The sequence below is a fragment of the Erwinia psidii genome, from assembly GCF_003846135.1.
Classification (GTDB): Bacteria; Pseudomonadota; Gammaproteobacteria; order Enterobacterales; family Enterobacteriaceae; genus Erwinia; species Erwinia psidii.
In genome coordinates, this window is record NZ_RHHM01000012.1 from 54,047 (window position 1) to 80,548 (window position 26,502).

Consider the following 26,502-nt stretch of genomic DNA (forward strand, 5'->3'; position numbering starts at 1 on the left):
CTCACCTCTTGTGTCGCCCCTCTTGTCTGTCCTTTAGCATCGGTGTCACAAGTGTTATGAACTTGCTACAGAGGGAATCTCAATAACTGCATAAGAATGACGGGTTGAACACCCGTCCAGAAAGCTTCCAGCGGATTTCCAACTTATCGGGAAAGCGTACTCAGGTCAAATAGCCCTTACACTGTAGGCTTTTTTCGCTTTTTATGATTTATTTTTATGATTAATAAGGTTTTTTTTGCATTTTTTCTTGATGTTGGCATACCGTCATATGGCATTAAAGTGTGAGCTGTCACACTATAGTGCAGGCGACAAATCTCTGCACCATGCTGGCGCCAGGGTGATTGTTGGCATAATATTCTGCTATTATTACCTTGCTTGTTTAAATAAACTGTTTTTCGCCCGTTGTCTTATTTGAATCAAACCTGTCCACGTCATTAGTAAAATTAATTAGCCTTGGTGTGGTTAATTATTCATAAATAATGATTTTTTATTCATTTTAGTTGCCATGTTGTCGGGGGGTAACACGCTTATTACTTTGAAAATCCTCTGGCAGAAAAGCATTTTTCTGTATCTAGCCAGAACCATGCATTATGCAATAACTGAAAACAGTCTAAGGCAATTTTTCACTGGTTTACGTAATGAAAAAAAGGCGTTGTGAGTGTCATCCTGTATAGCGCTTCCTTGCCTGAAGGCAAAGCATACTGCTGCTTTACCGCTAATGCGCCTGAAGAACGCTCACACGACAATGGTTGGCAATCACGGTTGCGCACACCTTTAAAAACCTCTTCCTCTCTGGAATTTAAGCAGATTGTGCCGCTATACGTCGGCCCGCTTATGAGCACTGTCGTAGCAACACACTGTTCGCCGTGGCGTTAATTGCGATTTATTCATTTATCAGTCGGTCCGCCTGCACTAATTGAGTGCGAAGTAAGGTAAATACTGGCCGCGTTGGTCTTTTAAGCTTTTACGGTATGATTGAAAAGACCGCCCCGGAGGGAGTTTTTTATGAAACAAATTCGTTTGTTAGCTCAGTATTATGTCGATTTGATGGTGAAACTGGGCCTGGTTCGTTTTTCTCTTTTGCTGGCTTCTGCATTGGTAGTGCTGGCAATGGTTGTGCAGATGGCTGTGACAATGGTATTGCACGGCCATGTTGAAAGCATTGATATGGTTCGTTCGGTGTTTTTTGGCCTGCTGATCACCCCCTGGGCAGTTTATTTTCTCTCTGTTGTGGTGGAACAGCTCGAAGAGTCCCGTCAGCGGCTTTCGCGTCTGGTAGACAAACTTGAGGAGATGCGACATCGCGATCTGGCGTTAAATCAGCAGATGAAAGAAAACATCACTCAGCTCAACCAGGAAATTGCCGATCGTATCCGGGCTGAAAAAGCACGTTTGCAGGTGGTTGATAAACTCACCGAAGAGATGGCCCGGCGTGAGCAGGCTCAGATTGAGCTGGAACAGCAGTCCATCTTTTTGCGCTCTTTCCTTGATGCTTCCCCCGATCTTGTTTTTTATCGCAACATTGATCAGCAATTCTCCGGCTGTAATCGCGCAATGGAATTGTTGACTGGTAAAAGTGAGAAGCAGCTGATTGGTCTGACACCGCGTGATGTTTATGACAAGGAAGGTGCAACTAAAGTGCTTGAAACGGATGAAAAAGTTTTCCGGCATAATGTCTCATTGACCTATGAGCAGTGGCTGCAATACCCGGATGGCAGAAAAGCCTGTTTTGAGATCCGTAAGGTGCCATATTATGACCGGGTAGGTAAACGAAGTGGGCTGATGGGTTTTGGGCGCGATATTACGGAGCGTAAGCGCTACCAGGACGCGTTGGAAAATGCAAGCAGGGAAAAGACCACATTTATCTCAACAATCAGCCACGAGCTTCGTACGCCGCTTAATGGCATTGTCGGCCTGAGTCGCATCCTCTTGGATACGGAACTGGATCCTGAACAGCTGAAATACCTCAAAACCATCCATGTGTCGGCTATTACGCTTGGGAACATCTTCAATGACGTTATTGAGATGGACAAGATAGAGCGGCGTAAAGTGCAGCTGGATAACCAGCCCGTTGACTTTACCGGTTTTCTGGCCGATCTGGAAAATCTCTCCGGCCTGTTGGTACAGCCGAAAGGCTTAAAGTTTATGTTACAACCTGAGTTGCCTTTGCCTCATACCATTATTACCGATGGAACGCGCCTGCGGCAGATTCTGTGGAACCTCATTGGGAATGCGGTGAAATTCACCGGTAAGGGTAGCATTGTGGTTCGGGTTAGCTATCAGACGGAAGAGTGCCTGCGGTTTGAGGTGGAAGATTCCGGTATGGGTATCCCGCAGGATGAGCAGGACAAAATTTTTGCCATGTATTACCAGGTGAAAGATCAGCACGGCGGTAAACCTGCAACGGGAACGGGGATCGGCCTGGCCGTTTCCCGGCGTCTGGCACAAAGTATGGGCGGGGATATTACGGTACGCAGTGCGACAGGCGCAGGCTCCTGTTTTACTCTCACCGTCATGGCTCCACGGATTTCACAACCGGATGATGAACAACCAGCAACGGACGATCTGCCGTTACCGGCGCTGCACGTATTGCTGGTGGAAGATATTGAACTCAATGTAGTGGTGGCTCGTTCAGTGCTGGAAAAATTGGGAAACAGTGTTGAGGTGGCGATGACCGGAGAGGACGCGCTGACCATGTTCGAGCCGGATGGATTTGATCTGGTATTGCTGGATATTCAGTTGCCGGATATGACCGGTCTGGATGTGGCGAGAGAAATTCATCAACGCCACATCGGTAAGCATATACCGCCGCTGGTCGCACTGACGGCAAATGTGCTCAGGGATAAGCAGGAATACCTTGATGCAGGAATGGACGATGTATTAAGTAAACCGCTTGCTGTACCGGCACTCACCGCGATTATTAAGAAGTACTGGGATCATCAGCAATATGATGATCACGTCCAGCATGACAGAATGAACGAAGAAAAACGTGGGCTGCTGGATACCGATATGCTGCAAGGCTATATTGAGCTGGTTGGTGCAAAACTGATCCACCAGAGTTTGGAAATGTTTGAACAGATGATGCCTGGATATCTGGCGGTCCTGGATTCCAACATGATGGCGCGCGATCAGAAAGGCATAGTGGAAGAGGGACACAAAATTAAAGGCGCGGCTGGTTCGGTAGGGCTGGTGCATTTGCAGCAACTGGCGAAACAGATTCAAAGTCCTGAACTACCAGCCTGGTGGGACAATGTACAGGAATGGATAGATGAGCTGAAACAGGAGTGGCGAAATGATGTTGATGTACTTCGGGAGTGGGTTACTGCGCTGGAAAAAAAATGACCCCGACCGGAGTCGGGGTGCGCGAATACTGCGCCAACACCAGGGAAAAGAGTAACCTGCGCTATTCTGATAGGAATATAAAGGCACAGGCAAGGTATTGGTTAAAACGCTTAAGCACCACCTTAGCAAATCTTACATCACATGTTACCAGATTCATTAAAATCTGTGATGTTGAACAGCGTTTCACAACAGAAAACATTAATTTGATGATACAGTCAAGCACGGAATGAATTTATACGCGATATTGCTCAATAAATGTACATATTTGGTGTTTTTTATGTGTCTTACAGCTACAAGTTCCCATAACTGCTTCCAACGATCGCTAGCAGTAATGCTGGATAAAACTCTCTACAACGGGAAAATATTTAACTGACTGTAAAACATATTTTTTGTGAGATTGCTGTCTCTGATGCAAAATGATTTCCTGACGGATTTCCGAAACGCTTTTTGAAAGGTTTTTCAAATCAGTTTTGCAAAAACAATAGCCCAATCTTTGCTGCCAGATGCATTGCCAGTATCTCCTGCAAAAAGTCCTTGGATCGTCTTAGTATGGTGATATACGCGCTGTAAGATTAATTTTTTAAAAGCCAAATGATGAAATCCATAAGATATGTGAATCTTTTTTTTTGCATTCTCCAGTTACGCGCAACATGTGCATCATGCTCTGTCATATTGTTTAGTGAATAAAACAATGCCTGGTGATGTGGAAGTGGTTGAAGCCGTTGAGGCATTTAATTACTCCTGAGGACAGAAGGGCGCATTACAGAATTTTTTATCAACTGATCAGACCATCTTGTCTAATGAGGCGCAGGTGTTCACTGCGATAAATTGTTCAGGAATTAATTAAGAATGTTATGGGTACCCCTGTATGAAGCAGTCTGAGAACACAGCTTTTCAGCTTATTAAGAAAGGCATTTTAAAACCCCTGATTTACATAACAGGGTTGTGGTTGGCTGGAATTGTGCTGTTTTCCTTTCTTCCGGTTCCTTTTTCTGCGGTGATGGTTGAGCGTCAACTGGCAGCATGGTTTAGCGGTGATTTCGGCTATATGGCTCATTCTGACTGGACTGAGATGGACGATATTGCTCCCTGGATGCCACTGGCAGTAATAGCATCAGAGGATCAAAAATTCCCTGAACATTGGGGATTTGACGTAAAGGCTATTCAGACCGTTCTGGAAAGCGATGACAGACGGATCAGGGGTGCATCCACGCTGTCGCAACAGACGGCGAAAAACATGTTTTTATGGGATGGGCGCAGCTGGGTGCGAAAAGGCCTTGAAGCAGGTCTGACAGTGGGCATTGAAACGGTATGGACCAAGAGAAGAATTCTGACTGTTTATTTGAATGTGGCTGAGTTTGGTAACGGTGTATTTGGCGTCGAGGAGGCCTCGCAACGCTATTTTCACAAGCCAGCCAGTCGTATGACCATGTCAGAGGCAGCATTGTTGGCTGCGGTACTGCCAAATCCGATTCGCTTCAGGGTGGAGGCACCTTCTGCCTATATTCGTCAACGACAACAGTGGATTTTGCGTCAAATGCGCCAACTGGGCGGAGAAGGTTTTTTGAGAGAGCATAAATTGCGTTAACTGCGGATGTGCCAGGAAGACAGAATTTCCTGGCGCTGAGGTATATCAGTCCTCGTCGAAACCCGCATTAAACAGTTCAATTACCGCCGCCAGTGCTTTTTCTTCTTCCGGGCCTGTTGCCTCAATTTCGATATGCCCTCCTTTTGCTGAATCCAGCATCAACAGGGCGATAACACTACTGGCTTCTGCCTCTGTCCCACTCTCATTCCGTAACAGCACTTCTGCCTCAAAGCTCTGCACCAGTTCGAAAAGCTTCATTGCCGGGCGTGCGTGCATTCCCAGCTTATTTTTAATCTCAACGGTTTGTCTGACTGTCATGATTTGCGTTTTTCCAGGGTACGGTGACGGGATTGCACGTTTTTACCGCGTGAACGAAAGTATTCGGCCAGCTGTTCAGCAATGTAAACTGAACGGTGCTTACCGCCGGTACAGCCAATGGCGACGGTAAGGTAGCTACGGTTATTGGTTTCCAGCATTGGCAACCACAATTCCAGATAACTACGGGTCTGGTAGATAAAATTGTGTACTTCAGTATGGCGATCCAGGAACGCAGCCACAGGGCGATCGAGACCGGTCATCGGGCGTAACTTAGGATCCCAGTGTGGGTTAGGGAGAAATCTAACGTCAAAGACGTAATCCGCATCAATCGGGATACCATGCTTGAAACCAAATGACTCGAAAACCATTGTCAGTTCACGTTCGCGTTTACCCAGCAGACGGGTACGTAGCATCTCAGCCAGCTCGTGAACCGACATTTCAGAAGTATCAACGATCAGATCTGCTTTTGATCGTAAAGGCTCCAATAAGTCGTTTTCTTCATCAATGGCGCTTTCCAGTGACAGGTTTTTATTTGAAAGGGGATGCAGCCGACGGGTGTCGCTGTAACGGCGGATCAGCGTATTTCGGTCAGCATCCAGAAAAAGCAGCTGGGGAGAGAAACTCTCAGGGAGATTAGTCAGCGCTCTTTCGAACACTTCAGGCGATTCCGGCATGTTACGCACATCAATGCTGACTGCCGCAGAAATATTGCGGTCCACCAGAGAATTTGCCAGTTCTGGCAGAAGCACGACGGGCAGGTTATCCACGCAGTAGAAGCCCATATCTTCCAGCGCCCGCAACGCCACTGACTTGCCTGAGCCAGATCGACCACTAACGATCATCAGCACCATGACTTGTTCTCCTGATTGGTCGGTTAGCGACTATTCATTGTTTTCAAGGGGGATGCCTTAGCCTGTCGTCTTCATCTTTCAGATGAGGCCAGGCCCCTTTCTTCAGGGCTTTCTGCCATGATCTCGAAAAGTTCTTCATCACTCTGTGCCGCTCGCAGGCGGCGGCAAACCGTTTTATCGGCAAGACGTTTAGCGACAAGTGACAAAGTATGCAAATGCGTTTTGCACTGATCGGCGGGTACCAGTAATGCAAACAGCAAATCAACTGGCTGATTATCTATCGCGTCGAAAGCCACTGGCTGATCGAGGCGAATAAAAACGCCGACCGCACGCAACGTATCCTCAACCAGTTTACCGTGTGGAATCGCGATGCCGTTGCCAATGCCGGTACTGCCCATACGTTCACGAGTCAGGACAGCTTCGAAAATCGTTTGATGCGGCAGATTGAGTTGTTTAGCTGCTAACTCACTGATAATTTCCAGCGCCCGCTTTTTGCTTTGGCAATGTACGCCGTTGCGGGTGCATGAGAGACTCAGTACCGAGCTCAGTTCCAGTGTTAATTCATTGTTCATCATAGTTTCACTTACGTATTTATCTTCGCCTGGCAAGTTGGCTGATTGAAGGTATGCAATATACCTTTTTTGCCATTGATCAATAGCTCATGCCTTATTGATTAACGGCCCGTACCTTGTGAGTAAAGTACGGGCCGACACATCTTACGTCACGTTCTTATTAAATAGAGGTGGCGAAAAAATATCCAATTTCTGAGTGAAATTTAATGCTGTTTCAGTTTGTTTTTATGTTTATTGAGCTGGCGTGCCAGCTTATCTATTAAGCCATCAATCGCTGCGTACATGTCTTTTTCTTCTGAAGTGGCATGCAACTCGCCGCCATTCACATGCAGGGTCGCATCGGCGATTTGCGTCACTTTTTCAACCTTGAGAACAATATACACCTGATTGATCCGGTCAAAATACTGCTCCAGCTTGGCAAATTTAGCCGTTACAAACTCACGTAATGGTTCAGTAATTTCTACATGTTGTCCGGTAATATTGAGTTGCATACGCTTTCCTTATCTGTTCAATCAGACCAGCTGTTTACGTTGGTTTGATGGCGGGATGGATAAAGACTCTCGATACTTCGCGACGGTGCGTCGTGCCACCATAATTCCCTGTTCGGAGAGCAGTGTGGTCAGCTTACTGTCGCTCAGTGGCTTGGCGGGATTTTCCGCCGAGATTAACTTTTTCACCAGTGCGCGAATGGCGGTTGAGGAGGCTTCGCCTCCGCCTTCCGTATTCACATGGCTGGAGAAAAAATATTTCAGTTCAAAAATCCCGCGTGGGCTGTGCAAATATTTCTGCGTGGTGACGCGGGAGATGGTGGATTCGTGCATATCTACGGCTTCTGCGATATCAGCAAGCACCATGGGGCGCATAAACTCTTCGCCTTGTTCGAAGAAGGCCTGCTGCTGATCGACAATACAGCGGGTCACTTTTAACAGCGTGTCATTACGACTTTCCAGGCTTTTAATCAGCCATTTCGCTTCCTGCAAATTACTGCGTATAAACTGACTGTCATTATCATTGCGACCCGAACCACCCAGCGACGCATAGTGCTGATTGATTTTTAATCTGGGAACACTGTCAGTGTTAAGCTCGACTGTCCAGCGCGTGCCGACCTTGCGCACCAGCACGTCAGGGATAACATATTCAGGCTCGCTGGTATTTATTGACTGTCCGGGACGGGGATCCAGTGACTGAATGAGTTGCATCGCATGTTTCAGCACATCTTCCTTCAGTCGGGTGACGCGCATCAGGGTACGGAAATCATGATTTGCCAGCAAGTCCAGATGTTCGCTGACGATCAGACGCGCTTCCCTGAGGAAGGGCTGCTCTGTGGTAAATTGTGAAAGCTGAACCAGCAGGCAGTCCCGAAGATCGCGGGCACAGACGCCAATTGGATCAAAACGCTGTATTCGCTTGAGGACGGCTTCCACTTCATCCATCGTTAACTCTTCATTGCCAATGCTTTCCAGAATGTCTTCCAGAGGCACCGTCAGATAACCGGTATCATCAACCGCATCGACGATCGAAGTGGCAATGGCCCTGTCGGTATCGGTGAATGGCGTCAGATCCATTTGCCAGGTCAGATAATCCTGTAATGTCTGGGTGGTTTCCCCCTGATAGACAGGGAGTTCATCATCATGATAATCGGTTCCTGTGCCTGAAGGCGTACCGGCAGTGTAAATTTCGTCCCAGGTGGCATCCAACGGAAGCTCTTCCGGCATATCCTTTTGTTCCAGTGCTTCACGTGTATCAAGCGCTTCTTTTTCCTGATACTCCCGTGAATCGACTTCCTCATGAACATCGGTTTGCTCAAGCAATGGATTGCTTTCCAGCGCCAGCTGAATTTCCTGCTGTAGTTCAAGCGTAGAGAGTTGCAGCAGGCGTATAGCCTGTTGCAGTTGTGGCGTCATGGCAAGCTGTTGGCTGAGCCTGAGTTGCAAACCCTGCTTCATATTCAGAATACAATTTCCTCAAAAATCTTAATTATTTTAATACATTATCAGAGTCTGAACTCTTCGCCCAGGTAGACCCGTTTGACCTGCGCATCTTCCAGAATTTGCTCTGGCGAGCCATGGGCAATCAGATGTCCCTGACTGACGATGTAGGCTCGCTCACAAACCGCCAGCGTTTCGCGCACATTGTGGTCGGTGATCAACACGCCAAGCCCACTGTCACGCAGATGTTCGATAATTTTTTTGATATCAATAACTGAAATCGGATCAACACCGGCGAAAGGCTCATCCAACAGAATAAACTTTGGATTGGCAGCCAACGCTCTGGCAATTTCAACGCGGCGGCGCTCACCACCGGAAAGCGCCTGGCCCATGCTGTTACGCAGGTGGCTGATGTGGAATTCTTCCATGAGTTCATTAGCACGATCTTCGCGTTGCTCTGGCGTCAGATCGTCGCGAATTTGCAGCACGGCCATGAGGTTATCAAATACGCTCAGACGTCGAAAGATAGAGGCCTCCTGCGGCAAATAACCAATCCCCCGGCGCGCACGAGCGTGCAACGGCAGAATACTGATATCTTCATCGTCAATAATGATGCGCCCGGCATCGCGGGGCACAATCCCCACAACCATATAAAAAGTAGTGGTCTTACCGGCCCCGTTTGGTCCCAGCAGACCGACAATCTCGCCGGATTTAACCTGTAGGCTGACGTCTTCGACCACCCGTCGGCCCTTGTAGGCTTTCGCCAGGTTTTCTGCAATTAAAGTCGCCATAGCTGATTAGTTACTCTTTTTCTGTCCGGTTGACTGGGTGCCTTTGTCCTGTAATTGCGATGGAACCAGAACGGTGGTAACGCGCTTACCAGTATTACCATAAGCCTGCATTTTCTGCTCTTTGACCAGATAGGTTATCCGGTCACCTTTGATGTTGCTGTCCAATTGCTCAAGATAGGCATTGTCGGTAAGCTCAACAAAATCTGTGGCCAACTCATAGTGCATCTTCTGGGCATGGCCTTTAACCGGTTTCCCGTTGTCCTGCATCTGATAGAACGTGGCAGGATTGCCATAAGCATCAACAATCGTTTTTTTACTGTCTCCGCCTGGGCGGGTCACCACCACTTTATCCGCAGTGATCCTGATCGATCCCTGAGTGACGATGACATTGCCGGTAAAGGTGGCCACATTGCCTTGCATATCCAGCGCCTGGTTTTCGGAATCCACGTTGACCGGTTTGTCTGAATCTCCCGTCAGTGCAAAAGCTGGCAGGCTGGCAGCCAACAGCATGCCGAGTGTCAAAAACTTAAGGTTGTTTAGCGTTTTGAATTTCATAGGAGGTTTTGACCTTTTCAATCAACTCGGCAGTTTTGTTCCGTAAATTTCCGCGCATTTTCATGCCGGTAGAGTTAAAGCTGATGCCATAAAGCGTCACCTGATCTTCTGAGGTCACATCCTGAGTGACGAGGTTTACTATGGCATTATCGGTTTTGATTCTTTGCAGTTGAGCATCCTGAGTCAGGCTGTTGACCTCGACATGACCATACAGATACAGCATGCGATCGTTGGTCAACTTCGCTTTGTCAGACCGTACCGACCAGGTGGGAATTTTATTCTGGTCATAGGTGGTCATAATCGGATTATCAAACCAACTTACTCCGTCAAGAGAAAAATAGGTCACTTTGTCAGAAATGAGCTTATAGTTCAGTGCTCCCTGTGGGTTGTATACCACGGTGTTTGACGTTTGGCTGGTATAGTTCGGTTCCTGACCGTTGCCTGCTGCGGGGGCGGTACTGTTGTCAGTATCGGCGAGGTTCCACCCGATAAGCACGATAGCCACCAGGGCCAGCAACAGCGTAATCCAACGCCTGGTTTTACTCATATGGACTGCCCTTTGGCCTTATCAAACTTATCCTGTGCGATCAGGATCAGATCGCAAATTTCGCGTACCGCACCACGACCGCCAGCAATTCGCGTGACGTAATCAGCGCGAGGGATAAGCACTGGATGGGCATCTGCCACCGTTACGCTCAGTCCAACTTGCGCCATCACTGGCCAGTCGATCAGGTCATCACCAATATATGCCACTTGTTCTGGCTGAAGCGACAGTTTATCCAGAAGTTCACGGAAGGCCATAATCTTATCAGACTGGCCCTGGTAAAGATGCGTAATTCCCAAGGTTGTACAACGATCTTCCAGCAATTTTGCTTTGCGACCAGTAATAATAGCCACTTCCACGTCTGAGGTCAGCAGACAACGTATGCCATAGCCATCCCGAACATTAAACGCTTTCAGTTCTTCGCCATTATTGCCCTGGTAAATCACCCCATCGGACATTACCCCGTCGACATCGCAAATCAACAGTTTGACCTGTTTTGCGCGGTTTATGACCTCCTGGCTTACGTTGCCATAACAGGTTTCAGTCCACTCCACGGCTGTGCTCATTCATTTTGTTCCTTGTTAAACCACACCTGCCCGTAGCATGTCATGCATATGCACCACACCGAGCAGTACATCACCATCTGCAACCATCAGCGCGGTGATATTACGACTTTGCATCAGGTTCAGAGCGTCAACAGCCAGCATGTTTGGCCGCACGCGAATACCGCCTGTCGTCATTACGCTGGCGATGCTGGCTTGCTGAATATCGATACCCATATCAAATACGCGGCGCAAGTCACCATCAGTAAAGATACCTTCAATTTTCATCAAATCGTTACAGATTACTGTCATGCCCATATTTTTTCGGGTAATTTCCAGCAATGCATCGCGTAAAGATGCATCACGGCTGATATGAGGAATTTCGTCGCCACGGTGCATTATATCATTGACCGTTAACAGTAGCTTCCGGCCCAGTGCTCCACCGGGATGGGACAAGGCAAAGTCTTCTGCGGTAAAGCCACGGGCTTTCAACAGTGCCACAGCCAGAGCATCACCCATCACCAGCATGGCGGTTGTACTGGTTGTGGGAGCCAGTCCAAGCGGGCAGGCTTCCTGAGGGACTCTGACACACAGATGAATATCAGCCGCTCTGCCCATGGTACTTTCCGGGCGACTGGTCATGCAGATCAGTGAAACCTGCAAACGCTTCAACACCGGGATCAGTGCTGAAATTTCCGAGGACTCTCCAGAATTAGAGATGGCAATGACAATATCGCCTGCGCTGACCATACCCAGATCGCCGTGACTGGCCTCTGCCGGATGAACAAAAAAAGCGGGAGTACCGGTACTGGCAAACGTGGCTGCCATTTTTTTACCAATATGGCCCGACTTGCCCATCCCCATGACCACCACTTTGCCCATGCAACTGTAAATACGCTTACAGGTTTCAGTAAAGTCAGCATTGATGTACTGGTCGAGTTGTTCCAGGCCCTGACGTTCTGTATTCAGTACCTCTTTTCCCGCCTGTTGAAAATCGAAACCGGGTTCAGGGATGAACGTTGGCATCATTTCTAATCCTTTAACCAAAAGGTGGTTGAGGGCAGCCAGTACAAGACGGCAACCCAGGCAATAAAACCGCTCACAAGCAGTGCTCCTGCCACTCGCCCAATACAGCGGCTACGCCGCAGGCAGATAACAGTGAACAGTGCGCTGACGCCGAGCATGACCCAATAATCACGGGCGAAAGCGTGTATATCAACACTGCCGGGATGGATCAGTGCCGGTATGCCCAGCACAATCGCAATATTGTAGATGTTAGAACCAATCAAATTTCCGACGGCCATGTCATCTTCACCCTTCAAGGCTCCGGCGATGACGGTGGCCAGCTCCGGCAGGCTGGTGCCAACTGAAATAATGGTCAGCCCGATAACCAGTTCGCTGATACCAAAGAAGTCGGCAATCACCGTCGCGTTGTCAATCACCATACGAGTCGACATCGGCAGAATAATCAGGGCAACGGCCAGCCATAAAAAAGCGACCGTATTACCCGCATCCTCCTCCGGCAGCTCGGCCAGTTGCTCGCGGGTAAGAATATCATTGTTATCGCGTTCGGCTTTGCGAGCGATTTTGATAATAAAAAACAGGTAAATCGCGGCGATAGCAATCAGCGCCAGCCCATCATGACGGCTGAGGGTATTATCAAACAGCACCACACCACACAGCAGCGTCACCAGCAGCATTAGCGGCAGCTCCCGGCGAATTAAATTTGAATGAATAGTGAGGGGATGAAGCAGGGCTGCACCACCAAGGATCAACAGGATGTTGGTAATGTTCGATCCTATCGACGTGCCGACAGCCATATCCATTTGTCCGTGGGTTGCTGCAGAGAAAGAGACTATCAGCTCAGGAAGTGAAGTGCCGATGCCCACCACGGTCATGCCGATAATTAATGGCGGCATCCCCAGTTTGCGGCAAAGGATGGCGGCACTGAACACCAGACGATCCGCACCATATACCAGTAGGACTAATCCGATAATCAATAGTGCTGTAGCTACAAGCATGTAATGTCCTTTGGTCGGATATGATCGTTTGTTGGCCTGGCGTGACAAGTAAGGCAGGGGCACAAAATAATGCGCTGATTTTGACGATCTGAAAGCAAAAAGTAAAACTTATGCCAATTTTAGCCACGTCGCAGAGGTAAGTTTCTGTAAAAGTGTCCGGTACGAAGCGATATGCGGTAAGATCGCAAACATGTCATGCCTGAATAAAGAGGACAGGAGATAACGATGGGCCATACGGAGATGAATTTAGTTGATGTCCGCGGAGTGAGCTTTGCCCGTGGCGATCGGCCGGTTTTCGACAACATCTCGCTTACGGTGCCCAGAGGAAAGGTCACTGCTATTATGGGACCTTCTGGCATTGGTAAAACCACCTTACTTCGTTTGATAGGCGGTCAACTGCGACCGGACAGCGGAGAGATTTGGTTTAACGGCGATAATATTCCCAGCCTTTCGCGGTCCCGGTTGTACGAGGCCAGGAAGAAAATGAGCATGCTTTTTCAGTCCGGGGCATTATTTACCGATCTCAGTGTCTTTGATAATGTCGCCTGGCCATTGCGTGAACATACACGGCTGCCACCTGAGCTGTTGCACAGTACGGTAATGATGAAGTTGGAAGCTGTCGGGCTGCGTGGTGCGGCACGGCTAAAGCCCTCTGAATTGTCCGGTGGCATGGCGCGTCGGGCCGCGCTGGCGAGAGCGATTGCACTGGAGCCGGATTTGATTATGTTCGATGAGCCTTTTGTCGGGCAGGATCCTATCACGATGGGCGTGTTGGTGAAGCTGATTGATGAGCTGAATCACTCCCTTGGTGTGACCTGTATTGTGGTTTCGCATGATGTGCCGGAAGTGCTTAGCATTGCGGACTATGCGTATATCATTGCCGGAGAGAAGGTGATCGCACATGGATCGGCACAAGCACTACGCGATAACAGCGATGCAAGAGTGCGACAGTTTATTGATGGTATTGCAGACGGCCCTGTGCCGTTCCGTTTTCCCGCAGGAGATTATCTGCAAGATTTAACCAGCTCAGGGAGTTAATTAACTGATGTTTCTACGTTCGCTGGCATCGCTGGGACGCAAGGGAATTAATACCTGTGCCTCCTTTGGCCGCGCCGGATTGATGCTTTTTCACGCGCTGATAGGCGTGCCGCATTTTCGTAAACATGCGCCACTGGTAGTGAAACAGCTATATAGCATTGGCGTTCTGTCACTCCTTATCATTGTTGTTTCCGGCTTGTTTATCGGCATGGTATTGGGGCTACAGGGTTACCTGGTACTGAATACTTACGGCGCTGAAAGCAGTCTGGGCATGTTGGTTGCGTTGTCATTACTGCGTGAACTGGGGCCGGTAGTGACCGCGCTGTTGTTTGCTGGCAGGGCCGGTTCGGCACTGACCGCTGAAATTGGTCTGATGAAGGCAACGGAGCAACTCTCCAGTATGGAAATGATGGCTGTTGACCCACTCAGGCGGATTATTTCTCCACGCTTTTGGGCCGGGTTCATTAGTATGCCGCTGTTGACGTTGATTTTTGTCGCTGTGGGAATACTGGGTGGGGCGATTGTCGGTGTCGGCTGGAAGGGCATCGATACCGGTTTCTTCTGGTCAGCAATGCAAAATGCCGTTGATGTGCGAACCGATATTGTTAACTGCGTTATCAAAAGTGCGGTATTTGCTTTCGCAGTAAGCTGGATTGCACTCTTTAACGGCTATGATGCGATTCCAACCTCAGAAGGTATCAGCAGAGCCACGACGCGCACTGTGGTTCATGCTTCTCTCGCGGTACTTGGTTTAGATTTTGTGCTGACAGCACTGATGTTTGGGAACTGATGTAATGCAAACGAAAAAAAGCGAAATTTTGGTAGGAGCATTCTTATTGTTGGCACTGGCTGCCGCATTGTTCCTCTGTCTGCGGGTGGCCGACCTGAAATCGTTGGGTAGCGAGCCAACCTGGCGGTTATACGCCACCTTTGACAATATCGGTGGTTTGAAAATCGGCTCTCCGGTCAAAATTGGCGGAGTGGTGATTGGCCGGGTGACGGATATCGGTCTGGACAGCAAAACGTACACCCCTCGCGTAACGATGAATATCAACGATAAATATAACCAGCTACCGGATACCAGCTCACTGGCGATCCGCAGCTCCGGGTTGCTTGGCGAACAATTTCTGGCACTGAACGTTGGCTTTGATGATCCTGAAATGGGAACATCTATGCTTAAAGATGGTAGTACGCTACAGGACACCAAATCAGCCATGGTGCTGGAGGATTTGATTGGCCAGTTCCTCTACAAGAGCGGTAACGCCAATGACAACAAAAACGCTTCGTCGGTGGCACCAGACGTAAATGGACACCAGACGCCGACTGCAACGACTCACCCAGAAGAGGGCAAATGATGTTTAAACGTTTCCTGATGATAGCCATGTTAGTTGTTGCCCCGGTTGCGGCTAACGCCGCAGTGGATCAAACTAATCCTTATCAGCTGATGAATGAGGCGGCAGAGAAAACCTTTACTCGCCTCAAAAATGAGCAGCCTAAAATCAAGCAGGACCCAAATTATTTGCGGCAGGTCGTTCGTGAAGAATTACTGCCGTATGTTCAGACTAAATATGCCGGCGCTCTGGTGCTGGGCCGTTACTATCGGGAAGCGACTCCCGCGCAACGTGAGGCCTATTTCAACGCTTTTGGTGACTATCTTGCTCAGGCATACGGCCAGGCGTTAGCACTTTACAACGGTCAGACTTACCAAATTGCACCTCAGCAGCCTTATGCTGATGCCAGCATCATTGCTATTCGTGTGACCATTAACGATCCAAATGGCCGTCCACCGGTTCGTCTCGATTTTCAGTGGCGTAAAAACACCCGTACCGGTGACTGGCAGGCGTACGACATGATTGCTGAAGGTGTCAGTATGATCACCACTAAACAGAATGAATGGAGCGATGTGCTTCGTCAGAAAGGGATTGATGGCCTGACTCAGTTGCTTAAATCCTACGCTAATCAGCCTATTAAGCTGGATAAACAACCGCAATGAGCGACCAACTTAAATGGCATCTGGTTGATAATCAGCTGCTTTTATTCGGTGAACTGGAACGGCAGACGCTGGCAGCGTTGTGGGAGCAGCGTGAAACGGTCATGGCGCAGGTTAATATCATTGATGTTTCTGCGTTGGAAAGGGTGGACACCGCGGGTCTGGCACTGTTGGTTCACCTGCGACAGCTTGCTGTACGATGGGGAAAAAATCCCCGTTTTACAGGGGTTACCGATAAACTGCGTACACTGATTTCGCTGTATAACCTTGAGCAAATCATCGTATCCCATTCCTGAAAAATGTGGATAACCCCTGTTAAAAACCTCTGCTGTGGCAGAGGTTTTTTTTGCCTGTTTAAGATAGCGCCACTTTCCACTAAGATGTGTGGCTCGTTAATCCTTAAGTGAATTTTGAAGCATGATGGAAACCAGTGAAATTCAATCCGTGCTGATGGGCGCGTTACCGTTGCAGGAAGTCCACGTTACTGGCGATGGCAGCCATTTTCAGGTGATTGCCGTTGGTGAGTTGTTCAGTGAACTCAGTCGCGTGAAGAAGCAGCAAACGGTCTATGCTCCGCTGATGGCTTACATCGCCGATAACCGTATCCACGCGGTATCAATTAAAACCTTTACCCCGGAAGAATGGGCCCGTGACCGTAAGCTTAATGGTTTTTAAGCAGTGATTGTGTTCACCGCACTGGTCATGGTGCGGGGACAGAAATTTACGTCTGATCAAAGAGAGCTGGTGTAATGGATAAATTCCGTGTACAGGGTCCAACCCGCTTAAGTGGGGAAGTTACAATTTCTGGCGCAAAAAATGCGGCGCTGCCGATCCTGTTCGCTGCCCTGCTGGCGTCCGATCCTGTCGAGATCCAGAATGTCCCGAAACTGAAGGACATTGATACCACCATGAAACTGCTCAGTCAGCTTGGTGTGAAGGTGGAACGCAATGGTTCAGTGCATCTGGACGCCAGTGAGGTCAATATCTACTGTGCGCCATATGAACTGGTGAAAACCATGCGTGCTTCTATCTGGGCGCTTGGTCCACTGGTGGCACGCTTTGGCCAGGGACAGGTTTCCCTGCCCGGCGGCTGTGCAATTGGTGCCCGTCCGGTTGATTTGCATATTACTGGTCTGGAACAGCTGGGCGCTGAAATCAGGCTTGAAGAGGGCTACGTAAAAGCGTTTGTTGATGGGCGTCTGAAAGGGGCGCATATCGTCATGGATAAGGTGAGTGTGGGCGCGACAGTCACTATTATGAGTGCAGCAACTCTGGCCACCGGCACGACGATAATAGAAAATGCGGCGCGTGAGCCTGAAATCGTTGACACCGCAAATTTCCTTAATACATTGGGCGCAAAAATCAGCGGTGCCGGCAGCGATCGTATCACCATTGAAGGCGTAGAACGTCTGGGTGGGGGGGTATACCGCGTCCTGCCAGATCGTATTGAAACGGGGACTTTCCTGATTGCGGCGGCAATTTCCGGTGGGAAGGTAACTTGTCGGTCTACTCAGCCGGACACCCTGGATGCGGTTCTTGCCAAGCTGCGTGAGGCTGGCGCGGATATTGAGCTGGGGCAGGACTGGATTACGCTTGATATGCATGGCAAGCGTCCAAAGGCCGTTAATTTCCGCACGGCCCCCCATCCTGGTTTTCCTACTGATATGCAGGCGCAATTCAGTCTGATGAACCTGATTGCCGAAGGAACGGGTGTCATTACTGAAACAATCTTCGAGAACCGGTTTATGCATGTGCCAGAATTAATTCGTATGGGTGCGCATGCGGAGCTGGAGAGCAATACCGCTATCTGCCATGGCGTTGAGAAACTTTCTGGTGCCCAGGTTATGGCTACAGACCTGCGGGCGTCAGCCAGTCTGGTTCTGGCAGGATGTATTGCTGAAGGTACTACGATTGTTGATCGTATTTATCACATTGACCGTGGTTATGAGCACATTGAAGATAAGCTTAAGGCGTTAGGCGCTAATATCGAGCGTGTAAGCGGCGAAGAATAAGTATCCTGTGTTATGAAGGCCGGTAGTACATATGTACTACCGGCCTTTTTTCAGGGGCGGATTAATCGCTTGCGATCGATAAGATTGTGGCTTACTGGATCGTAGTAACGACTCGGCCAGATTTCAGCGGGATGAATCATTAACGCATCAGCAATAAGCCACTCTCCTTTTGGCCATGGGCGAAACAACGCGTTGGCCAACGTTGAGGAACTTAATCCTGCTTCACGGGATAGGGCCGCCAGCGTGGTACCCTGTTTACGCAAACCTGCAATGATGTCGGCATTGTGCCAGTCTTTTTTCTTTTGATGCATCTGCTCGTCCTCCATGTTCGCAGGATGATTTTATAGCAATAACATTCCAGTAATTTCCAATTCTTTCTTAATGTTTAATCGATTTTGTGCCGCATTACGCAAAAGTAAGGAAACAAAGTAAGGTTTTTGCAGCACAGATTGGCGCTGATTTGTAAGCGAAGTGCATTATGGAGATCGTGGTTCAGAGATGAAAAGCGCGGATTACCGCGCTTGTGTATGATCAGAACTCGCGTTGAACCGACATGTGCGCTAATGCTTCGAGTGCGCTACGCCAGGGTGATTCTGGTAATGCTCTGAGCGCGGCAATCGCTTTATCGGCTTCCTGTTCTGCGATCTTACGCGTCCATACCAGTGAACCGCATTGATGCATGGTTTCCAGCACAGGCTTCAATAAATGGCGACCATTTCCCTGCTCAATGGCACTCCGAATCATTGCCGATTGCTCTGGTGTACCGTTACGCATGGCATGAAGCAGGGGAAGTGTAGGTTTTCCTTCGCTAAGGTCATCTCCAACGTTTTTACCAAGGGTTTTGCCGTCAGCGTCATAATCCAGCAAGTCATCAATTAACTGAAATGCAGTTCCAATAAATCGACCATAATTCTGCACCCCTTTTTCCTGCTCGGGCGTGGCACAGGCAAGGATCGCAGAAGATTGCGCGGCAGCTTCAAACAGACGCGCCGTCTTACTGTAAATCACCCGCATGTAGGTCTCTTCGCTGATATCTGGATCGTTGCAGTTCATCAGCTGCAGCATTTCACCTTCGGTAATCACGTTCAGGGCTTCAGACATCAGGGCCAGTACGGGCAAAGAGCCAAGCCCAGCCATCATCTGGCATGCGCGGGTATAGATAAAATCCCCTACCAGAACGCTGGCAGCGTTGCCAAAGGTCGCGTTAGCGGTGGCTTTGCCGCGACGCATGTCTGACTCATCAACCACATCATCATGCAACAGTGTGGCGGTATGAATGAATTCGATCACCGCGGCTACGGTAATGTGTTGTTTACCATCGTAATTAAGCGCACGAGCTGTCAAAGCGGCGATCATTGGGCGAATACGTTTCCCCCCGCTGTTAATGATGTAGTAACCCATCTGATTGATGAGGGGAACCTCAGAATTCAGCTGTTCAAGAATTGTAGTATTAATGTCCGCCATGTCTTGCGCGGTGAGTTCGTTTATCTGTTCTAAGTTCATCAGTTTGTTCAGCTATTGCTCAGTGTACTGCTATGATAAGCGTCTTTACCCGTGCCTGCGGCAATGAGTAATGTATAACAGATTGTACTTGAAAATCCCGGTGGAGAAACGTTTGCATACGTTTTGCATTTTTTTCTGCAATACCCTGCAACAGCCCCTTGTCATTGCCTGTGAACTTGCGTAGAATTCGCGCCCTATTGTGAATATTTATAGCGCGGCCTGAAACCTAAGATGGCAAGCGCGAAAGCGGAGTTTATATGTACGCGGTTTTCCAAAGTGGTGGTAAACAACACCGAGTAAGCGAAGGTCAGACCGTTCGCCTGGAAAAGCTGGATATTGCAACCGGCGAAACAATTGAGTTCGACCAGGTTCTGATGATTGCTAACGGTGAAGATGTAACTATTGGCGCGCCTTTAGTTTCAGGTGGCGTGATCAAAGCAGAAATTGTTGCTCATGGTCGTGGCGAGAAAGTTAAAATTGTTAAGTTCCGTCGTCGTAAGCACTACCGTAAGCAGCAGGGTCACCGTCAGTGGTTCACTGATGTGAAGATCACTGGCATCAGCGCCTAAGAGGAGATCTGACAAATGGCACACAAAAAGGCTGGCGGCTCCACACGAAATGGTCGCGACTCGAATGCAAAACGTCTTGGTGTTAAGCGTTTTGGCGGTGAATCAGTTTTGGCTGGTAGCATTATCGTTCGTCAACGTGGAACCAAATTTCACGCAGGCAACAATGTAGGCTGCGGCCGTGACCACACCCTCTTTGCAACTGCAAATGGTAAGGTCCTGTTTGAAGTGAAAGGCCCGAACAACCGTAAATATATCAGCATCGTTGCTGAATAAGGTTTTCGTGCCCGAGAGCGCTATGTAACAGCACTTTCAGCAGCGAATAAAAAGCCCCGCTAATAATTGCGGGGCTTTTTACATTCTGCTTTCAGCCTGTTGGCGCTAAAGTCAGCAGGTCCACCGCAATTTTTTTGCTGTACACTTTATCTGTCAGGTTGCACGATGTCTTGAGAACTCCCTTTCAGGAGCGTAATGCAACGCCCGATTTTTTGGCTCCGGGCACTCTGCTCCCGTCATCAGGTTCCGGCCTGTTCTGACGGATCGTTCCTTACCATCATTGCAGAGCGACAGGGCCAGTGATTTACGGAGAAGTAACATGAAGTTTGTTGATGAAGCGACGATCCTCGTTGCTGCGGGTGATGGTGGTAATGGCTGCGTCAGCTTCCGTCGTGAGAAATATATTCCTAAGGGTGGACCGGATGGCGGTGATGGCGGAGACGGCGGTGATGTTTACCTTCAGGCTGACGAAAACCTGAACACGCTGATCGACTATCGCTTTGAGAAGTCTTTTCGGGCGGAACGCGGTCAGAATGGTCAAAGCCGTGATTGCACCGGTAAGCGCGGACAGGACATTATCATTAAGGTGCCGGTTGGAACCCGTGTTATAGATCAGGGTACTGGCGAAACGCTCGGTGATATGATGAGCCATGGTCAGCTACAAATGGTTGCTAAAGGTGGCTGGCATGGTCTGGGTAACAGTCGTTTTAAATCATCGGTGAATCGCACCCCGCGTCAGAAAACCATGGGTACACAGGGTGAAAAACGTGATTTACAGCTTGAGTTGTTGCTGTTGGCGGATGTAGGCATGTTGGGGCTACCCAATGCCGGTAAATCAACCTTTATCCGTGCCGTATCTGCCGCGAGGCCTAAAGTCGCTGACTATCCTTTTACCACCCTGGCACCCAGTCTGGGTGTGGTGCGCATGGACAGTGAGCAAAGCTTTGTCGTCGCGGACATTCCCGGGCTGATAGAAGGCGCTTCTGATGGAGCAGGTCTGGGGATCCGCTTCCTTAAGCATCTTGAGCGTTGCCGCATATTGTTACATACCATCGATCTGGCACCGATTGATGAATCTGATCCGGTAGAAAATGCCCGTATTATTCTGGCTGAGTTAAAAAAATACAGTGAAAAACTGTATAACAAGCCGCGTTGGCTGGTGTTCAATAAAGCCGACCTGCTGGATCCAAAAGATGCTGAATCCCGCGCCCGTACCATTGCCGAAGCTCTGGGCTGGAGCGATAAATATTATCTGATCTCTGCTGCCAATCGTGCAGGTGTCACTCCACTTTGCTGGGATGTGATGGCTTTCCTCAAGGCCAATCCGAAAGAGGCAGAAGTCACTGAGAAGCAGCCAGAGAAAGTAGAATTTATGTGGGACGACTACCACCGGCAGCAGTTGGAAGAGGCTGAACAGGCGGTGGAAGAAGACGATGACTGGGATGACGACTGGGACGAAGATGACGACGAAGGTGTTGAGATCGTCTATCAGCGTTAATGCATTAAAGGGACACAATTTGTGTCCTTTTTTTTATTATCTTTTGCCAGAAACGCCTTCATCTCCTGCCTGTGGACAAAGGCTTGCAAGGGCGCAAATCGTATCTGGCAATTGGTCATTTCTACTTATTTCCGGGCGATAAAAACGACCGGCTGCAGCTTAATTCAGTTTAGTGGGTAGCCAACAGCTAGCGTTTAAGCCGCTACGCTCCAGGCGGTTACTTAAACGTAGTTCTCCGCAATGAATTTGTGCAATTCGCTGGACGATATTAAGTCCCAGTCCACTTCCTCCATAACGCTGATCCATACGGCGAAATGCTTTGGTCATGTCTGATGCACAGCAGGGATCGATACCGGGACCTTCATCCTGAACCGTAAAGCTACTGCCGTGTTTTTCCTGTTGTACAATCAGGCTGATATGGCTACCTTTTGGGCTGTATCTGCAGGCATTTTCAAGCAAATTACGTAGCATTAACCTTAGCAATACGGCGTCACCCTGAATATGGTGTGTTACATCGCCATGCAGGCTGAGCGTCTGATTACGCAGGGTCAGCATTTCGATCATTTCAGCCCGTAATGGTTCAAACACCTGTTGCCAACTGACAACCTGATAATGGCCGCTTGCCAGCGCCTGTCCTGCCCTTGAGAGCATCAACAGTTGCTCAATGACGAGTACCAGTTGATCAATGCGCTGAACCAACATAGGCCCCTGTGCAATACCCTGTTGCTCAAGCAACTCAAGATGCAGCCGTAATCCGGCAAGTGGGGTTCTTAGCTCATGTGCTGCGTCTGCGGTGAACAGCCGTTCCTGTTGCAAGGTATTATCCAGCCTGGCCAAAAGCTGATTCATTGCTCCGGTTACCGCCGCGATCTCAGTCATGTCAGAAAAATGTGGCAGAGGAGTTAGCTTATCCGCAGAACGTTCTGACAGACTTTTTTGCAGTGATTGCAAGGGGCGGATAACCCAGCTTATTGCCCAGAATGACAGTAATAAGGTAAAGCAAACCATCACCACGGATGGGAGCAACAAAGAGGCGATTGCTTCGTGTATCTCTCTTTCAACCCGCTCATTACGTGCGTGTGCTGAAAGTGTTTCATTGACCAGAAAGCCTATCTGCTCGCGGCTTTCGTGCCACAACCAGGCAGCGCTGATCAACTGGCAGGCCGTCAGTATAAGGGCCAGCATAATCAATAAACGCCGACGCATGCTGTTCACGATCTTTCTTCCAGACGATATCCAACGCCGCGCAACGTTTTGATACGATCCTTGCCCAGCTTGCGGCGCAAATTATGAATATGCACTTCTAACGTATTGGAGCTGGTATCATCCTGCCAACTGTAGAGGTCCTGTTGTAAGGTTTCCCGGTGAACTGTCTGACCAATTCTCATCAGCAGGCGGGTAAGCAACGCAAATTCTTTGGGGGTAATCTCCACTGGCTTGTTGTCCAGATAAACCTGCCTGGAAGAGAGGTTTAATGAGATATCGCCATGTTGCAGCAAATTATCACTTCGTCCCTGATAACGACGGATCAACGCCCGAACGCGGGCTTTCAGTTCGACAAGGGCAAAAGGCTTGATCAGATAATCATCAGCACCCGCATCCAGTCCATTCACCCGGTCTTCCAGAGCATCGCGAGCCGTAAGTATCAGCACGGGCAAATCGACATGCTCTTTGCGCCATTGACGAAGCAGATCGCTTCCATCTCTGTCCGGCAAACCAAGGTCGAGTATGATCAGGCTATATTGCCCACTCAGCAACAGGGCACAAGCTTCTGCCCCCTTTGTTGCTGAGTCCACTGCGTAGCCCTCACTGGTAAGCGCCTGAACCAACCCGCTCAATAACAGAGCATCATCTTCCACAATCAATAGTTTCATGGTCGTCAGTTGTTTTGGTAAACATCTTTATAAAGTCGGCTTTCAAAGCGAACCAGCGGAATGCGACGCTGTTTTTGATCCTGTGGCGGAACAGCATAGCCAGAAAGATACTGAACAAAAGCCACGCGCTGACCGCTGACGGTGGTCATAAAACCAGCAAGATTGTAGACGCCTTGCAGTGAGCCCGTCTTGGCTGACACCTTGCCATCGACACCCGCCTCATGCAGACCGCCGCGATAACGCAATGTGCCGTCATAACCTGCGAGAGGTAGCATGGAAATAAAGTTTAATTGCCGATCATTTTTTGCAATGTACTGCAACACTTGCATCATCGTGGCGGGAGATATCAGATCGTGTCGCGACAGGCCGGAACCATCAACCTGAATACTGTTGCCCAGATCAACATCAGCCTTTTGACGCAGGATTTGCCGCACAGCATCTGAACCAGCGCGCCAGGTTCCAGGCACACCGAAGTGCTCGTGGCCAATGGTGCGAAATACGGTGTCCGCAATCATGTTGTCGGACTTCTTCAGCATAATTTTCAACAGATCGTGCAACGGTGCAGACTGCGTTTCTGCGAGTACACTGGCCGGAGGAGTGACTTGTGTCTGACGCACCAGATGGCCTGAATAGTCGATACCGGCATTCTGCAATTCTGCTTTCATCAAAGCACCGGCATAGCTGGCACCATCCTGGATAGCAAAGGCTAACGGCAGGGGCTCTGCACGTTGAGTCATACAGCCAGTAAGGGTAAAGCGGTTCAGTTCGCCCGGCATAACGTCCAGTTCACAATATTGTCCATCGGATGATCCTCGTGCCAGCGTGCGCACTTCGCTGAACATATTGACCGGATAGTAAGATGCCACGCGAATAAAAGCCTTATCTCCCGGGGTAGGGGCACTGTAAAGCGATACAGAGAAGCAATTGCGGTCGACGATAGCAGCTCCCGGAGGTGCGCTGAAACACTGGGTAAGGTCGTTCCATGGCCAGCCTGGCGCTTTATCATGACTGGCAAAAACGGAGGTATCGATGACCAGATTCCCCTGAATGTGCTGGATGCCCTGCTTTTTGAGCGAGGAAACCATGTTGCGTAAATCCTGTCGTGTCAGCGTGGGATCGCCGCCGAAGCGTGCGACGAGATCGCCTTGTAGCGTTCCATCACTGATTTTTCCCTTACTTTCCAGCTGGGTATGAAAACGGTAATCAGGTCCCAGTTGCAGTAACGCCGCCAGTGCAGTAATCACTTTCATGGTGCTGGCCGGAAGCGCCATCTGCTTGCTGTGATAGTCGATTGAAGGGGTGCTTGCGCCTATTTTTTGGACAATCAGTGTCAGATTTGCGCCGTCAGGAAGATACTGGGTGTAGTCTTCGACCTGAGCAGCGTGAACATTTAGTATAAATGCGCTGGTCAGAGCGGTTATAAATGATGAAAATCGCATAATCTCGCGTTTACTGGCAGGTGATGTTGCCATACTACGGTGCTTCAAGGTGTAAAGTAAACGATGACCCACCCGGAACTCTGCGGTAAAATACGTATCAAAATGCAAAATCTTCAGGCCCTGAGACATACCTCCGGGTCGGCGTTATTTTTTTGTAATTCAGAGGCAAGCGCCGCAGAACGCGTTTTCTGCATCAACCTGTCAGGATGACTGAATTTTGCACAGGACAGAGTTTACGAGGTATTGAGATGAATCAGATTCCAATGACGTTAAGGGGCGCCGAGAGACTGCGCGAAGAGCTGGAAGAGCTGAAAACCATTAAACGCCCCAGAATTATTGCCTCGATTGCTGAAGCGCGTGAGCACGGCGATTTAAAAGAGAATGCAGAGTATCATGCGGCGCGCGAAGAGCAGGGGTTCTGCGAAGGTCGAATTCAGGAAATTGAAGCCAAGTTGTCTAATGCACAGGTGATTGATGTCACTAAAATGAATGCAAATGGCCGTATCATTTTTGGCTCCACCGTTACTGTATTAAATCTGGAGACAGATGAAGAGTCGACTTACCGTATAGTTGGCGACGACGAGGCTGATTTCAAACAAAATTTGATTTCCGTGAACTCGCCAATGGCACGAGGTTTGATTGGTAAAGAAGTGGATGATATTACCGTTATTAAAACCCCGGGTGGTGACGTTGAGTATGAGATTCTTAAGGTCCAATATCTCTGAACGCCAGGCGGTTAATCACTTCCGCAGATTGTAAAGAAAGGAAAAGGCCGCGAAGCGGCCTTTTATCAGCATCAGAGGCGTGGCAATTTCTCTTGGTTGATTTCAGGCAGTTTCCTGAAATCAGCGTGGAAGGGAAATTTTACCTTCCTTTGAGGGGCGGTAAAGCACCAGTGTTTTACCGATCACCTGCACGTTAGCGGCATTGGTCTCACGTACGATAGCATCGACAACCAGGCTTTTCGTCTCACGGTCTTCCGTGGCGATTTTAACCTTAATAAGTTCGTGGTGTTCCAGTGCCTGTTCGATTTCGGCCAGCACTCCTTCGGTCAGGCCATTGTTACCCAGCATTACTACGGGTTTCAGAGGGTGGGCCAGTCCTTTCAGGTGTTGTTTTTGTTTGGTACTCAGATTCATCGTATTTTTTACTTACATTGGGATTGAAAACGGGTCATTCTACCGCCATCTCAGGTATATCGCCAAATCGGCGTGGTTGTTTGCGTGGTTTATTTATCGCATACGTTGAATCATA

At 49.1% G+C, this 26,502-nt stretch carries 30 protein-coding genes; 13 read left to right on the forward strand and 17 right to left on the reverse strand.

Features of this window, described 5'->3' with window-relative positions; all coding sequences use genetic code 11:
- The first annotated feature begins 1,005 nt into the window (after positions 1–1,005).
- Together arcB and mtgA are read left to right on the forward strand one after the other, a co-directional pair.
- A complete protein-coding gene (gene arcB, locus EB241_RS14965; RefSeq protein ID WP_124233922.1) occupies positions 1,006–3,342 on the forward strand; it encodes an aerobic respiration two-component sensor histidine kinase ArcB in 2,337 nt (778 codons plus the stop codon).
- An 868-nt stretch (positions 3,343–4,210) separates the two neighbouring features.
- Positions 4,211–4,930 carry a monofunctional biosynthetic peptidoglycan transglycosylase gene (mtgA, locus tag EB241_RS14970; protein WP_124233923.1) on the forward strand — a complete coding sequence of 240 codons (720 nt, stop codon included), beginning with the start codon at positions 4,211–4,213 and terminating at the stop codon, positions 4,928–4,930.
- A gap of 45 nt (positions 4,931–4,975) precedes the next feature.
- Here the strand turns inward: mtgA and npr are convergent, their stop codons facing one another.
- The 11 genes from npr to EB241_RS15025 form a co-directional block, all read right to left on the reverse strand.
- Positions 4,976–5,248 (reverse strand): PTS phosphocarrier protein NPr, encoded by a 273-nt coding sequence (gene npr, locus EB241_RS14975; RefSeq protein WP_124233924.1) that lies wholly within the window; start codon positions 5,246–5,248, stop codon positions 4,976–4,978.
- Positions 5,245–6,099: an RNase adapter RapZ gene (gene rapZ, locus EB241_RS14980; RefSeq protein WP_124233925.1), complete on the reverse strand. Its 855-nt coding sequence runs from the start codon at positions 6,097–6,099 to the stop codon at positions 5,245–5,247. The genes npr and rapZ overlap by 4 nt, the downstream gene beginning before the upstream one ends.
- 71 nt (positions 6,100–6,170) lie before the next feature.
- The gene (ptsN, locus tag EB241_RS14985; RefSeq protein WP_199737373.1) at positions 6,171–6,671 is read right to left on the reverse strand and encodes a PTS IIA-like nitrogen regulatory protein PtsN; all 501 of its coding nucleotides are present in this window, start codon (positions 6,669–6,671) and stop codon (positions 6,171–6,173) included.
- 203 nt (positions 6,672–6,874) lie between these two features.
- Positions 6,875–7,162: a ribosome hibernation promoting factor gene (gene hpf / locus EB241_RS14990; protein ID WP_124233927.1), complete on the reverse strand. Its 288-nt coding sequence runs from the start codon at positions 7,160–7,162 to the stop codon at positions 6,875–6,877.
- A gap of 21 nt (positions 7,163–7,183) precedes the next feature.
- A complete protein-coding gene (gene rpoN / locus EB241_RS14995; RefSeq protein ID WP_124233928.1) occupies positions 7,184–8,617 on the reverse strand; it encodes an RNA polymerase factor sigma-54 in 1,434 nt (477 codons plus the stop codon).
- Between the two features lie 47 nt (positions 8,618–8,664).
- On the reverse strand, positions 8,665–9,390 hold the full coding sequence (lptB, locus tag EB241_RS15000) for an LPS export ABC transporter ATP-binding protein (protein ID WP_124233929.1): 726 nt from the start codon (positions 9,388–9,390) through the stop codon (positions 8,665–8,667).
- A gap of 6 nt (positions 9,391–9,396) precedes the next feature.
- A complete protein-coding gene (gene lptA, locus EB241_RS15005) occupies positions 9,397–9,945 on the reverse strand; it encodes a lipopolysaccharide ABC transporter substrate-binding protein LptA (protein ID WP_124233930.1) in 549 nt (182 codons plus the stop codon).
- Complete coding sequence (lptC, locus tag EB241_RS15010; RefSeq protein ID WP_124233931.1) at positions 9,917–10,492, reverse strand: LPS export ABC transporter periplasmic protein LptC; 576 nt, start codon at positions 10,490–10,492, stop codon at positions 9,917–9,919. The genes lptA and lptC overlap by 29 nt, the downstream gene beginning before the upstream one ends.
- Positions 10,489–11,055 (reverse strand): 3-deoxy-manno-octulosonate-8-phosphatase KdsC, encoded by a 567-nt coding sequence (gene kdsC / locus EB241_RS15015; protein ID WP_124233932.1) that lies wholly within the window; start codon positions 11,053–11,055, stop codon positions 10,489–10,491. The genes lptC and kdsC overlap by 4 nt, the downstream gene beginning before the upstream one ends.
- 15 nt (positions 11,056–11,070) lie before the next feature.
- On the reverse strand, positions 11,071–12,057 hold the full coding sequence (gene kdsD / locus EB241_RS15020; protein ID WP_124234000.1) for an arabinose-5-phosphate isomerase KdsD: 987 nt from the start codon (positions 12,055–12,057) through the stop codon (positions 11,071–11,073).
- 5 nt (positions 12,058–12,062) lie between these two features.
- Entirely contained in the window at positions 12,063–13,052 is a 990-nt protein-coding gene (locus EB241_RS15025) for a calcium/sodium antiporter (protein ID WP_124233933.1), read from the reverse strand.
- 225 nt (positions 13,053–13,277) lie between these two features.
- On the opposite strand from EB241_RS15025, the gene mlaF reads away from it, so the two are divergent.
- From mlaF to murA, 7 genes are all read left to right on the forward strand, one after another.
- A complete protein-coding gene (gene mlaF / locus EB241_RS15030) occupies positions 13,278–14,090 on the forward strand; it encodes a phospholipid ABC transporter ATP-binding protein MlaF (RefSeq protein ID WP_124233934.1) in 813 nt (270 codons plus the stop codon).
- Between the two features lie 7 nt (positions 14,091–14,097).
- Positions 14,098–14,880 carry a lipid asymmetry maintenance ABC transporter permease subunit MlaE gene (mlaE, locus tag EB241_RS15035; protein WP_124233935.1) on the forward strand — a complete coding sequence of 261 codons (783 nt, stop codon included), beginning with the start codon at positions 14,098–14,100 and terminating at the stop codon, positions 14,878–14,880.
- A gap of 4 nt (positions 14,881–14,884) precedes the next feature.
- Positions 14,885–15,445, forward strand: coding sequence for an outer membrane lipid asymmetry maintenance protein MlaD (mlaD, locus tag EB241_RS15040; protein ID WP_124233936.1), 561 nt, complete (start codon positions 14,885–14,887; stop codon positions 15,443–15,445).
- Positions 15,445–16,083, forward strand: coding sequence for a phospholipid-binding protein MlaC (gene mlaC, locus EB241_RS15045; protein ID WP_124234001.1), 639 nt, complete (start codon positions 15,445–15,447; stop codon positions 16,081–16,083). Before mlaD ends, mlaC begins: the two co-directional genes overlap by 1 nt.
- Positions 16,080–16,376 (forward strand): lipid asymmetry maintenance protein MlaB, encoded by a 297-nt coding sequence (gene mlaB, locus EB241_RS15050; protein ID WP_124233937.1) that lies wholly within the window; start codon positions 16,080–16,082, stop codon positions 16,374–16,376. Before mlaC ends, mlaB begins: the two co-directional genes overlap by 4 nt.
- Positions 16,377–16,500: 124 nt before the next feature.
- Positions 16,501–16,755, forward strand: a complete 255-nt coding sequence (ibaG, locus tag EB241_RS15055; RefSeq protein ID WP_124234002.1) for a BolA family iron metabolism protein IbaG — start codon at positions 16,501–16,503, stop codon at positions 16,753–16,755.
- Positions 16,756–16,829: 74 nt separating this feature from the next.
- Positions 16,830–18,092 carry a UDP-N-acetylglucosamine 1-carboxyvinyltransferase gene (gene murA, locus EB241_RS15060; protein WP_124233938.1) on the forward strand — a complete coding sequence of 421 codons (1,263 nt, stop codon included), beginning with the start codon at positions 16,830–16,832 and terminating at the stop codon, positions 18,090–18,092.
- Between the two features lie 50 nt (positions 18,093–18,142).
- Here murA and EB241_RS15065 read toward each other — a convergent pair whose 3' ends face one another.
- Together EB241_RS15065 and ispB are read right to left on the reverse strand one after the other, a co-directional pair.
- The gene (locus tag EB241_RS15065) at positions 18,143–18,403 is read right to left on the reverse strand and encodes a helix-turn-helix domain-containing protein (protein WP_124233939.1); all 261 of its coding nucleotides are present in this window, start codon (positions 18,401–18,403) and stop codon (positions 18,143–18,145) included.
- A 220-nt stretch (positions 18,404–18,623) separates the two neighbouring features.
- The gene (gene ispB, locus EB241_RS15070) at positions 18,624–19,595 is read right to left on the reverse strand and encodes an octaprenyl diphosphate synthase (RefSeq protein WP_124233940.1); all 972 of its coding nucleotides are present in this window, start codon (positions 19,593–19,595) and stop codon (positions 18,624–18,626) included.
- 257 nt (positions 19,596–19,852) lie between these two features.
- Here ispB and rplU point away from each other — a divergent pair, with 257 nt between their 5' ends.
- From rplU to cgtA, 3 genes are all read left to right on the forward strand, one after another.
- Positions 19,853–20,164, forward strand: a complete 312-nt coding sequence (gene rplU, locus EB241_RS15075) for a 50S ribosomal protein L21 (RefSeq protein WP_034936744.1) — start codon at positions 19,853–19,855, stop codon at positions 20,162–20,164.
- 15 nt (positions 20,165–20,179) lie between these two features.
- Entirely contained in the window at positions 20,180–20,437 is a 258-nt protein-coding gene (rpmA, locus tag EB241_RS15080; RefSeq protein WP_016190554.1) for a 50S ribosomal protein L27, read from the forward strand.
- 319 nt (positions 20,438–20,756) lie between these two features.
- Positions 20,757–21,935: an Obg family GTPase CgtA gene (cgtA, locus tag EB241_RS15085; RefSeq protein WP_124233941.1), complete on the forward strand. Its 1,179-nt coding sequence runs from the start codon at positions 20,757–20,759 to the stop codon at positions 21,933–21,935.
- A 159-nt stretch (positions 21,936–22,094) separates the two neighbouring features.
- Here the strand turns inward: cgtA and pmrB are convergent, their stop codons facing one another.
- From pmrB to dacB, 3 genes are read right to left on the reverse strand one after another with little or no spacing between them, the layout of a single operon-like run.
- On the reverse strand, positions 22,095–23,150 hold the full coding sequence (gene pmrB / locus EB241_RS15090) for a two-component system sensor histidine kinase PmrB (RefSeq protein WP_124233942.1): 1,056 nt from the start codon (positions 23,148–23,150) through the stop codon (positions 22,095–22,097).
- Complete coding sequence (gene pmrA / locus EB241_RS15095; RefSeq protein ID WP_124233943.1) at positions 23,147–23,809, reverse strand: two-component system response regulator PmrA; 663 nt, start codon at positions 23,807–23,809, stop codon at positions 23,147–23,149. The genes pmrB and pmrA overlap by 4 nt, the downstream gene beginning before the upstream one ends.
- 5 nt (positions 23,810–23,814) lie before the next feature.
- Complete coding sequence (gene dacB, locus EB241_RS15100; RefSeq protein WP_124234003.1) at positions 23,815–25,248, reverse strand: serine-type D-Ala-D-Ala carboxypeptidase; 1,434 nt, start codon at positions 25,246–25,248, stop codon at positions 23,815–23,817.
- Positions 25,249–25,496: 248 nt separating this feature from the next.
- On the opposite strand from dacB, the gene greA reads away from it, so the two are divergent.
- The gene (gene greA, locus EB241_RS15105; protein WP_124233944.1) at positions 25,497–25,973 is read left to right on the forward strand and encodes a transcription elongation factor GreA; all 477 of its coding nucleotides are present in this window, start codon (positions 25,497–25,499) and stop codon (positions 25,971–25,973) included.
- A gap of 120 nt (positions 25,974–26,093) precedes the next feature.
- Here greA and yhbY read toward each other — a convergent pair whose 3' ends face one another.
- Positions 26,094–26,387: a ribosome assembly RNA-binding protein YhbY gene (gene yhbY, locus EB241_RS15110; RefSeq protein ID WP_124233945.1), complete on the reverse strand. Its 294-nt coding sequence runs from the start codon at positions 26,385–26,387 to the stop codon at positions 26,094–26,096.
- Between the last annotated feature and the right edge of the window lie 115 nt (positions 26,388–26,502).

What these genes read in the sequence shown, in the direction of transcription:
- arcB (WP_124233922.1), top strand. Translation starts at nt 1,006, where the DNA reads ATGAAACAAATTCGTTTGTTAGCTCAGTATTATGTCGATTTGATGGTG.
- mtgA (WP_124233923.1), top strand. Translation starts at nt 4,211, where the DNA reads ATGAAGCAGTCTGAGAACACAGCTTTTCAGCTTATTAAGAAAGGCATT.
- npr (WP_124233924.1), bottom strand. Translation starts at nt 5,248, where the DNA reads ATGACAGTCAGACAAACCGTTGAGATTAAAAATAAGCTGGGAATGCAC.
- rapZ (WP_124233925.1), bottom strand. Translation starts at nt 6,099, where the DNA reads ATGGTGCTGATGATCGTTAGTGGTCGATCTGGCTCAGGCAAGTCAGTG.
- ptsN (WP_199737373.1), bottom strand. Translation starts at nt 6,671, where the DNA reads ATGAACAATGAATTAACACTGGAACTGAGCTCGGTACTGAGTCTCTCA.
- hpf (WP_124233927.1), bottom strand. Translation starts at nt 7,162, where the DNA reads ATGCAACTCAATATTACCGGACAACATGTAGAAATTACTGAACCATTA.
- rpoN (WP_124233928.1), bottom strand. Translation starts at nt 8,617, where the DNA reads ATGAAGCAGGGTTTGCAACTCAGGCTCAGCCAACAGCTTGCCATGACG.
- lptB (WP_124233929.1), bottom strand. Translation starts at nt 9,390, where the DNA reads ATGGCGACTTTAATTGCAGAAAACCTGGCGAAAGCCTACAAGGGCCGA.
- lptA (WP_124233930.1), bottom strand. Translation starts at nt 9,945, where the DNA reads ATGAAATTCAAAACGCTAAACAACCTTAAGTTTTTGACACTCGGCATG.
- lptC (WP_124233931.1), bottom strand. Translation starts at nt 10,492, where the DNA reads ATGAGTAAAACCAGGCGTTGGATTACGCTGTTGCTGGCCCTGGTGGCT.
- kdsC (WP_124233932.1), bottom strand. Translation starts at nt 11,055, where the DNA reads ATGAGCACAGCCGTGGAGTGGACTGAAACCTGTTATGGCAACGTAAGC.
- kdsD (WP_124234000.1), bottom strand. Translation starts at nt 12,057, where the DNA reads ATGCCAACGTTCATCCCTGAACCCGGTTTCGATTTTCAACAGGCGGGA.
- EB241_RS15025 (WP_124233933.1), bottom strand. Translation starts at nt 13,052, where the DNA reads ATGCTTGTAGCTACAGCACTATTGATTATCGGATTAGTCCTACTGGTA.
- mlaF (WP_124233934.1), top strand. Translation starts at nt 13,278, where the DNA reads ATGGGCCATACGGAGATGAATTTAGTTGATGTCCGCGGAGTGAGCTTT.
- mlaE (WP_124233935.1), top strand. Translation starts at nt 14,098, where the DNA reads ATGTTTCTACGTTCGCTGGCATCGCTGGGACGCAAGGGAATTAATACC.
- mlaD (WP_124233936.1), top strand. Translation starts at nt 14,885, where the DNA reads ATGCAAACGAAAAAAAGCGAAATTTTGGTAGGAGCATTCTTATTGTTG.
- mlaC (WP_124234001.1), top strand. Translation starts at nt 15,445, where the DNA reads ATGTTTAAACGTTTCCTGATGATAGCCATGTTAGTTGTTGCCCCGGTT.
- mlaB (WP_124233937.1), top strand. Translation starts at nt 16,080, where the DNA reads ATGAGCGACCAACTTAAATGGCATCTGGTTGATAATCAGCTGCTTTTA.
- ibaG (WP_124234002.1), top strand. Translation starts at nt 16,501, where the DNA reads ATGGAAACCAGTGAAATTCAATCCGTGCTGATGGGCGCGTTACCGTTG.
- murA (WP_124233938.1), top strand. Translation starts at nt 16,830, where the DNA reads ATGGATAAATTCCGTGTACAGGGTCCAACCCGCTTAAGTGGGGAAGTT.
- EB241_RS15065 (WP_124233939.1), bottom strand. Translation starts at nt 18,403, where the DNA reads ATGCATCAAAAGAAAAAAGACTGGCACAATGCCGACATCATTGCAGGT.
- ispB (WP_124233940.1), bottom strand. Translation starts at nt 19,595, where the DNA reads ATGAACTTAGAACAGATAAACGAACTCACCGCGCAAGACATGGCGGAC.
- rplU (WP_034936744.1), top strand. Translation starts at nt 19,853, where the DNA reads ATGTACGCGGTTTTCCAAAGTGGTGGTAAACAACACCGAGTAAGCGAA.
- rpmA (WP_016190554.1), top strand. Translation starts at nt 20,180, where the DNA reads ATGGCACACAAAAAGGCTGGCGGCTCCACACGAAATGGTCGCGACTCG.
- cgtA (WP_124233941.1), top strand. Translation starts at nt 20,757, where the DNA reads ATGAAGTTTGTTGATGAAGCGACGATCCTCGTTGCTGCGGGTGATGGT.
- pmrA (WP_124233943.1), bottom strand. Translation starts at nt 23,809, where the DNA reads ATGAAACTATTGATTGTGGAAGATGATGCTCTGTTATTGAGCGGGTTG.
- dacB (WP_124234003.1), bottom strand. Translation starts at nt 25,248, where the DNA reads ATGCGATTTTCATCATTTATAACCGCTCTGACCAGCGCATTTATACTA.
- greA (WP_124233944.1), top strand. Translation starts at nt 25,497, where the DNA reads ATGAATCAGATTCCAATGACGTTAAGGGGCGCCGAGAGACTGCGCGAA.
- yhbY (WP_124233945.1), bottom strand. Translation starts at nt 26,387, where the DNA reads ATGAATCTGAGTACCAAACAAAAACAACACCTGAAAGGACTGGCCCAC.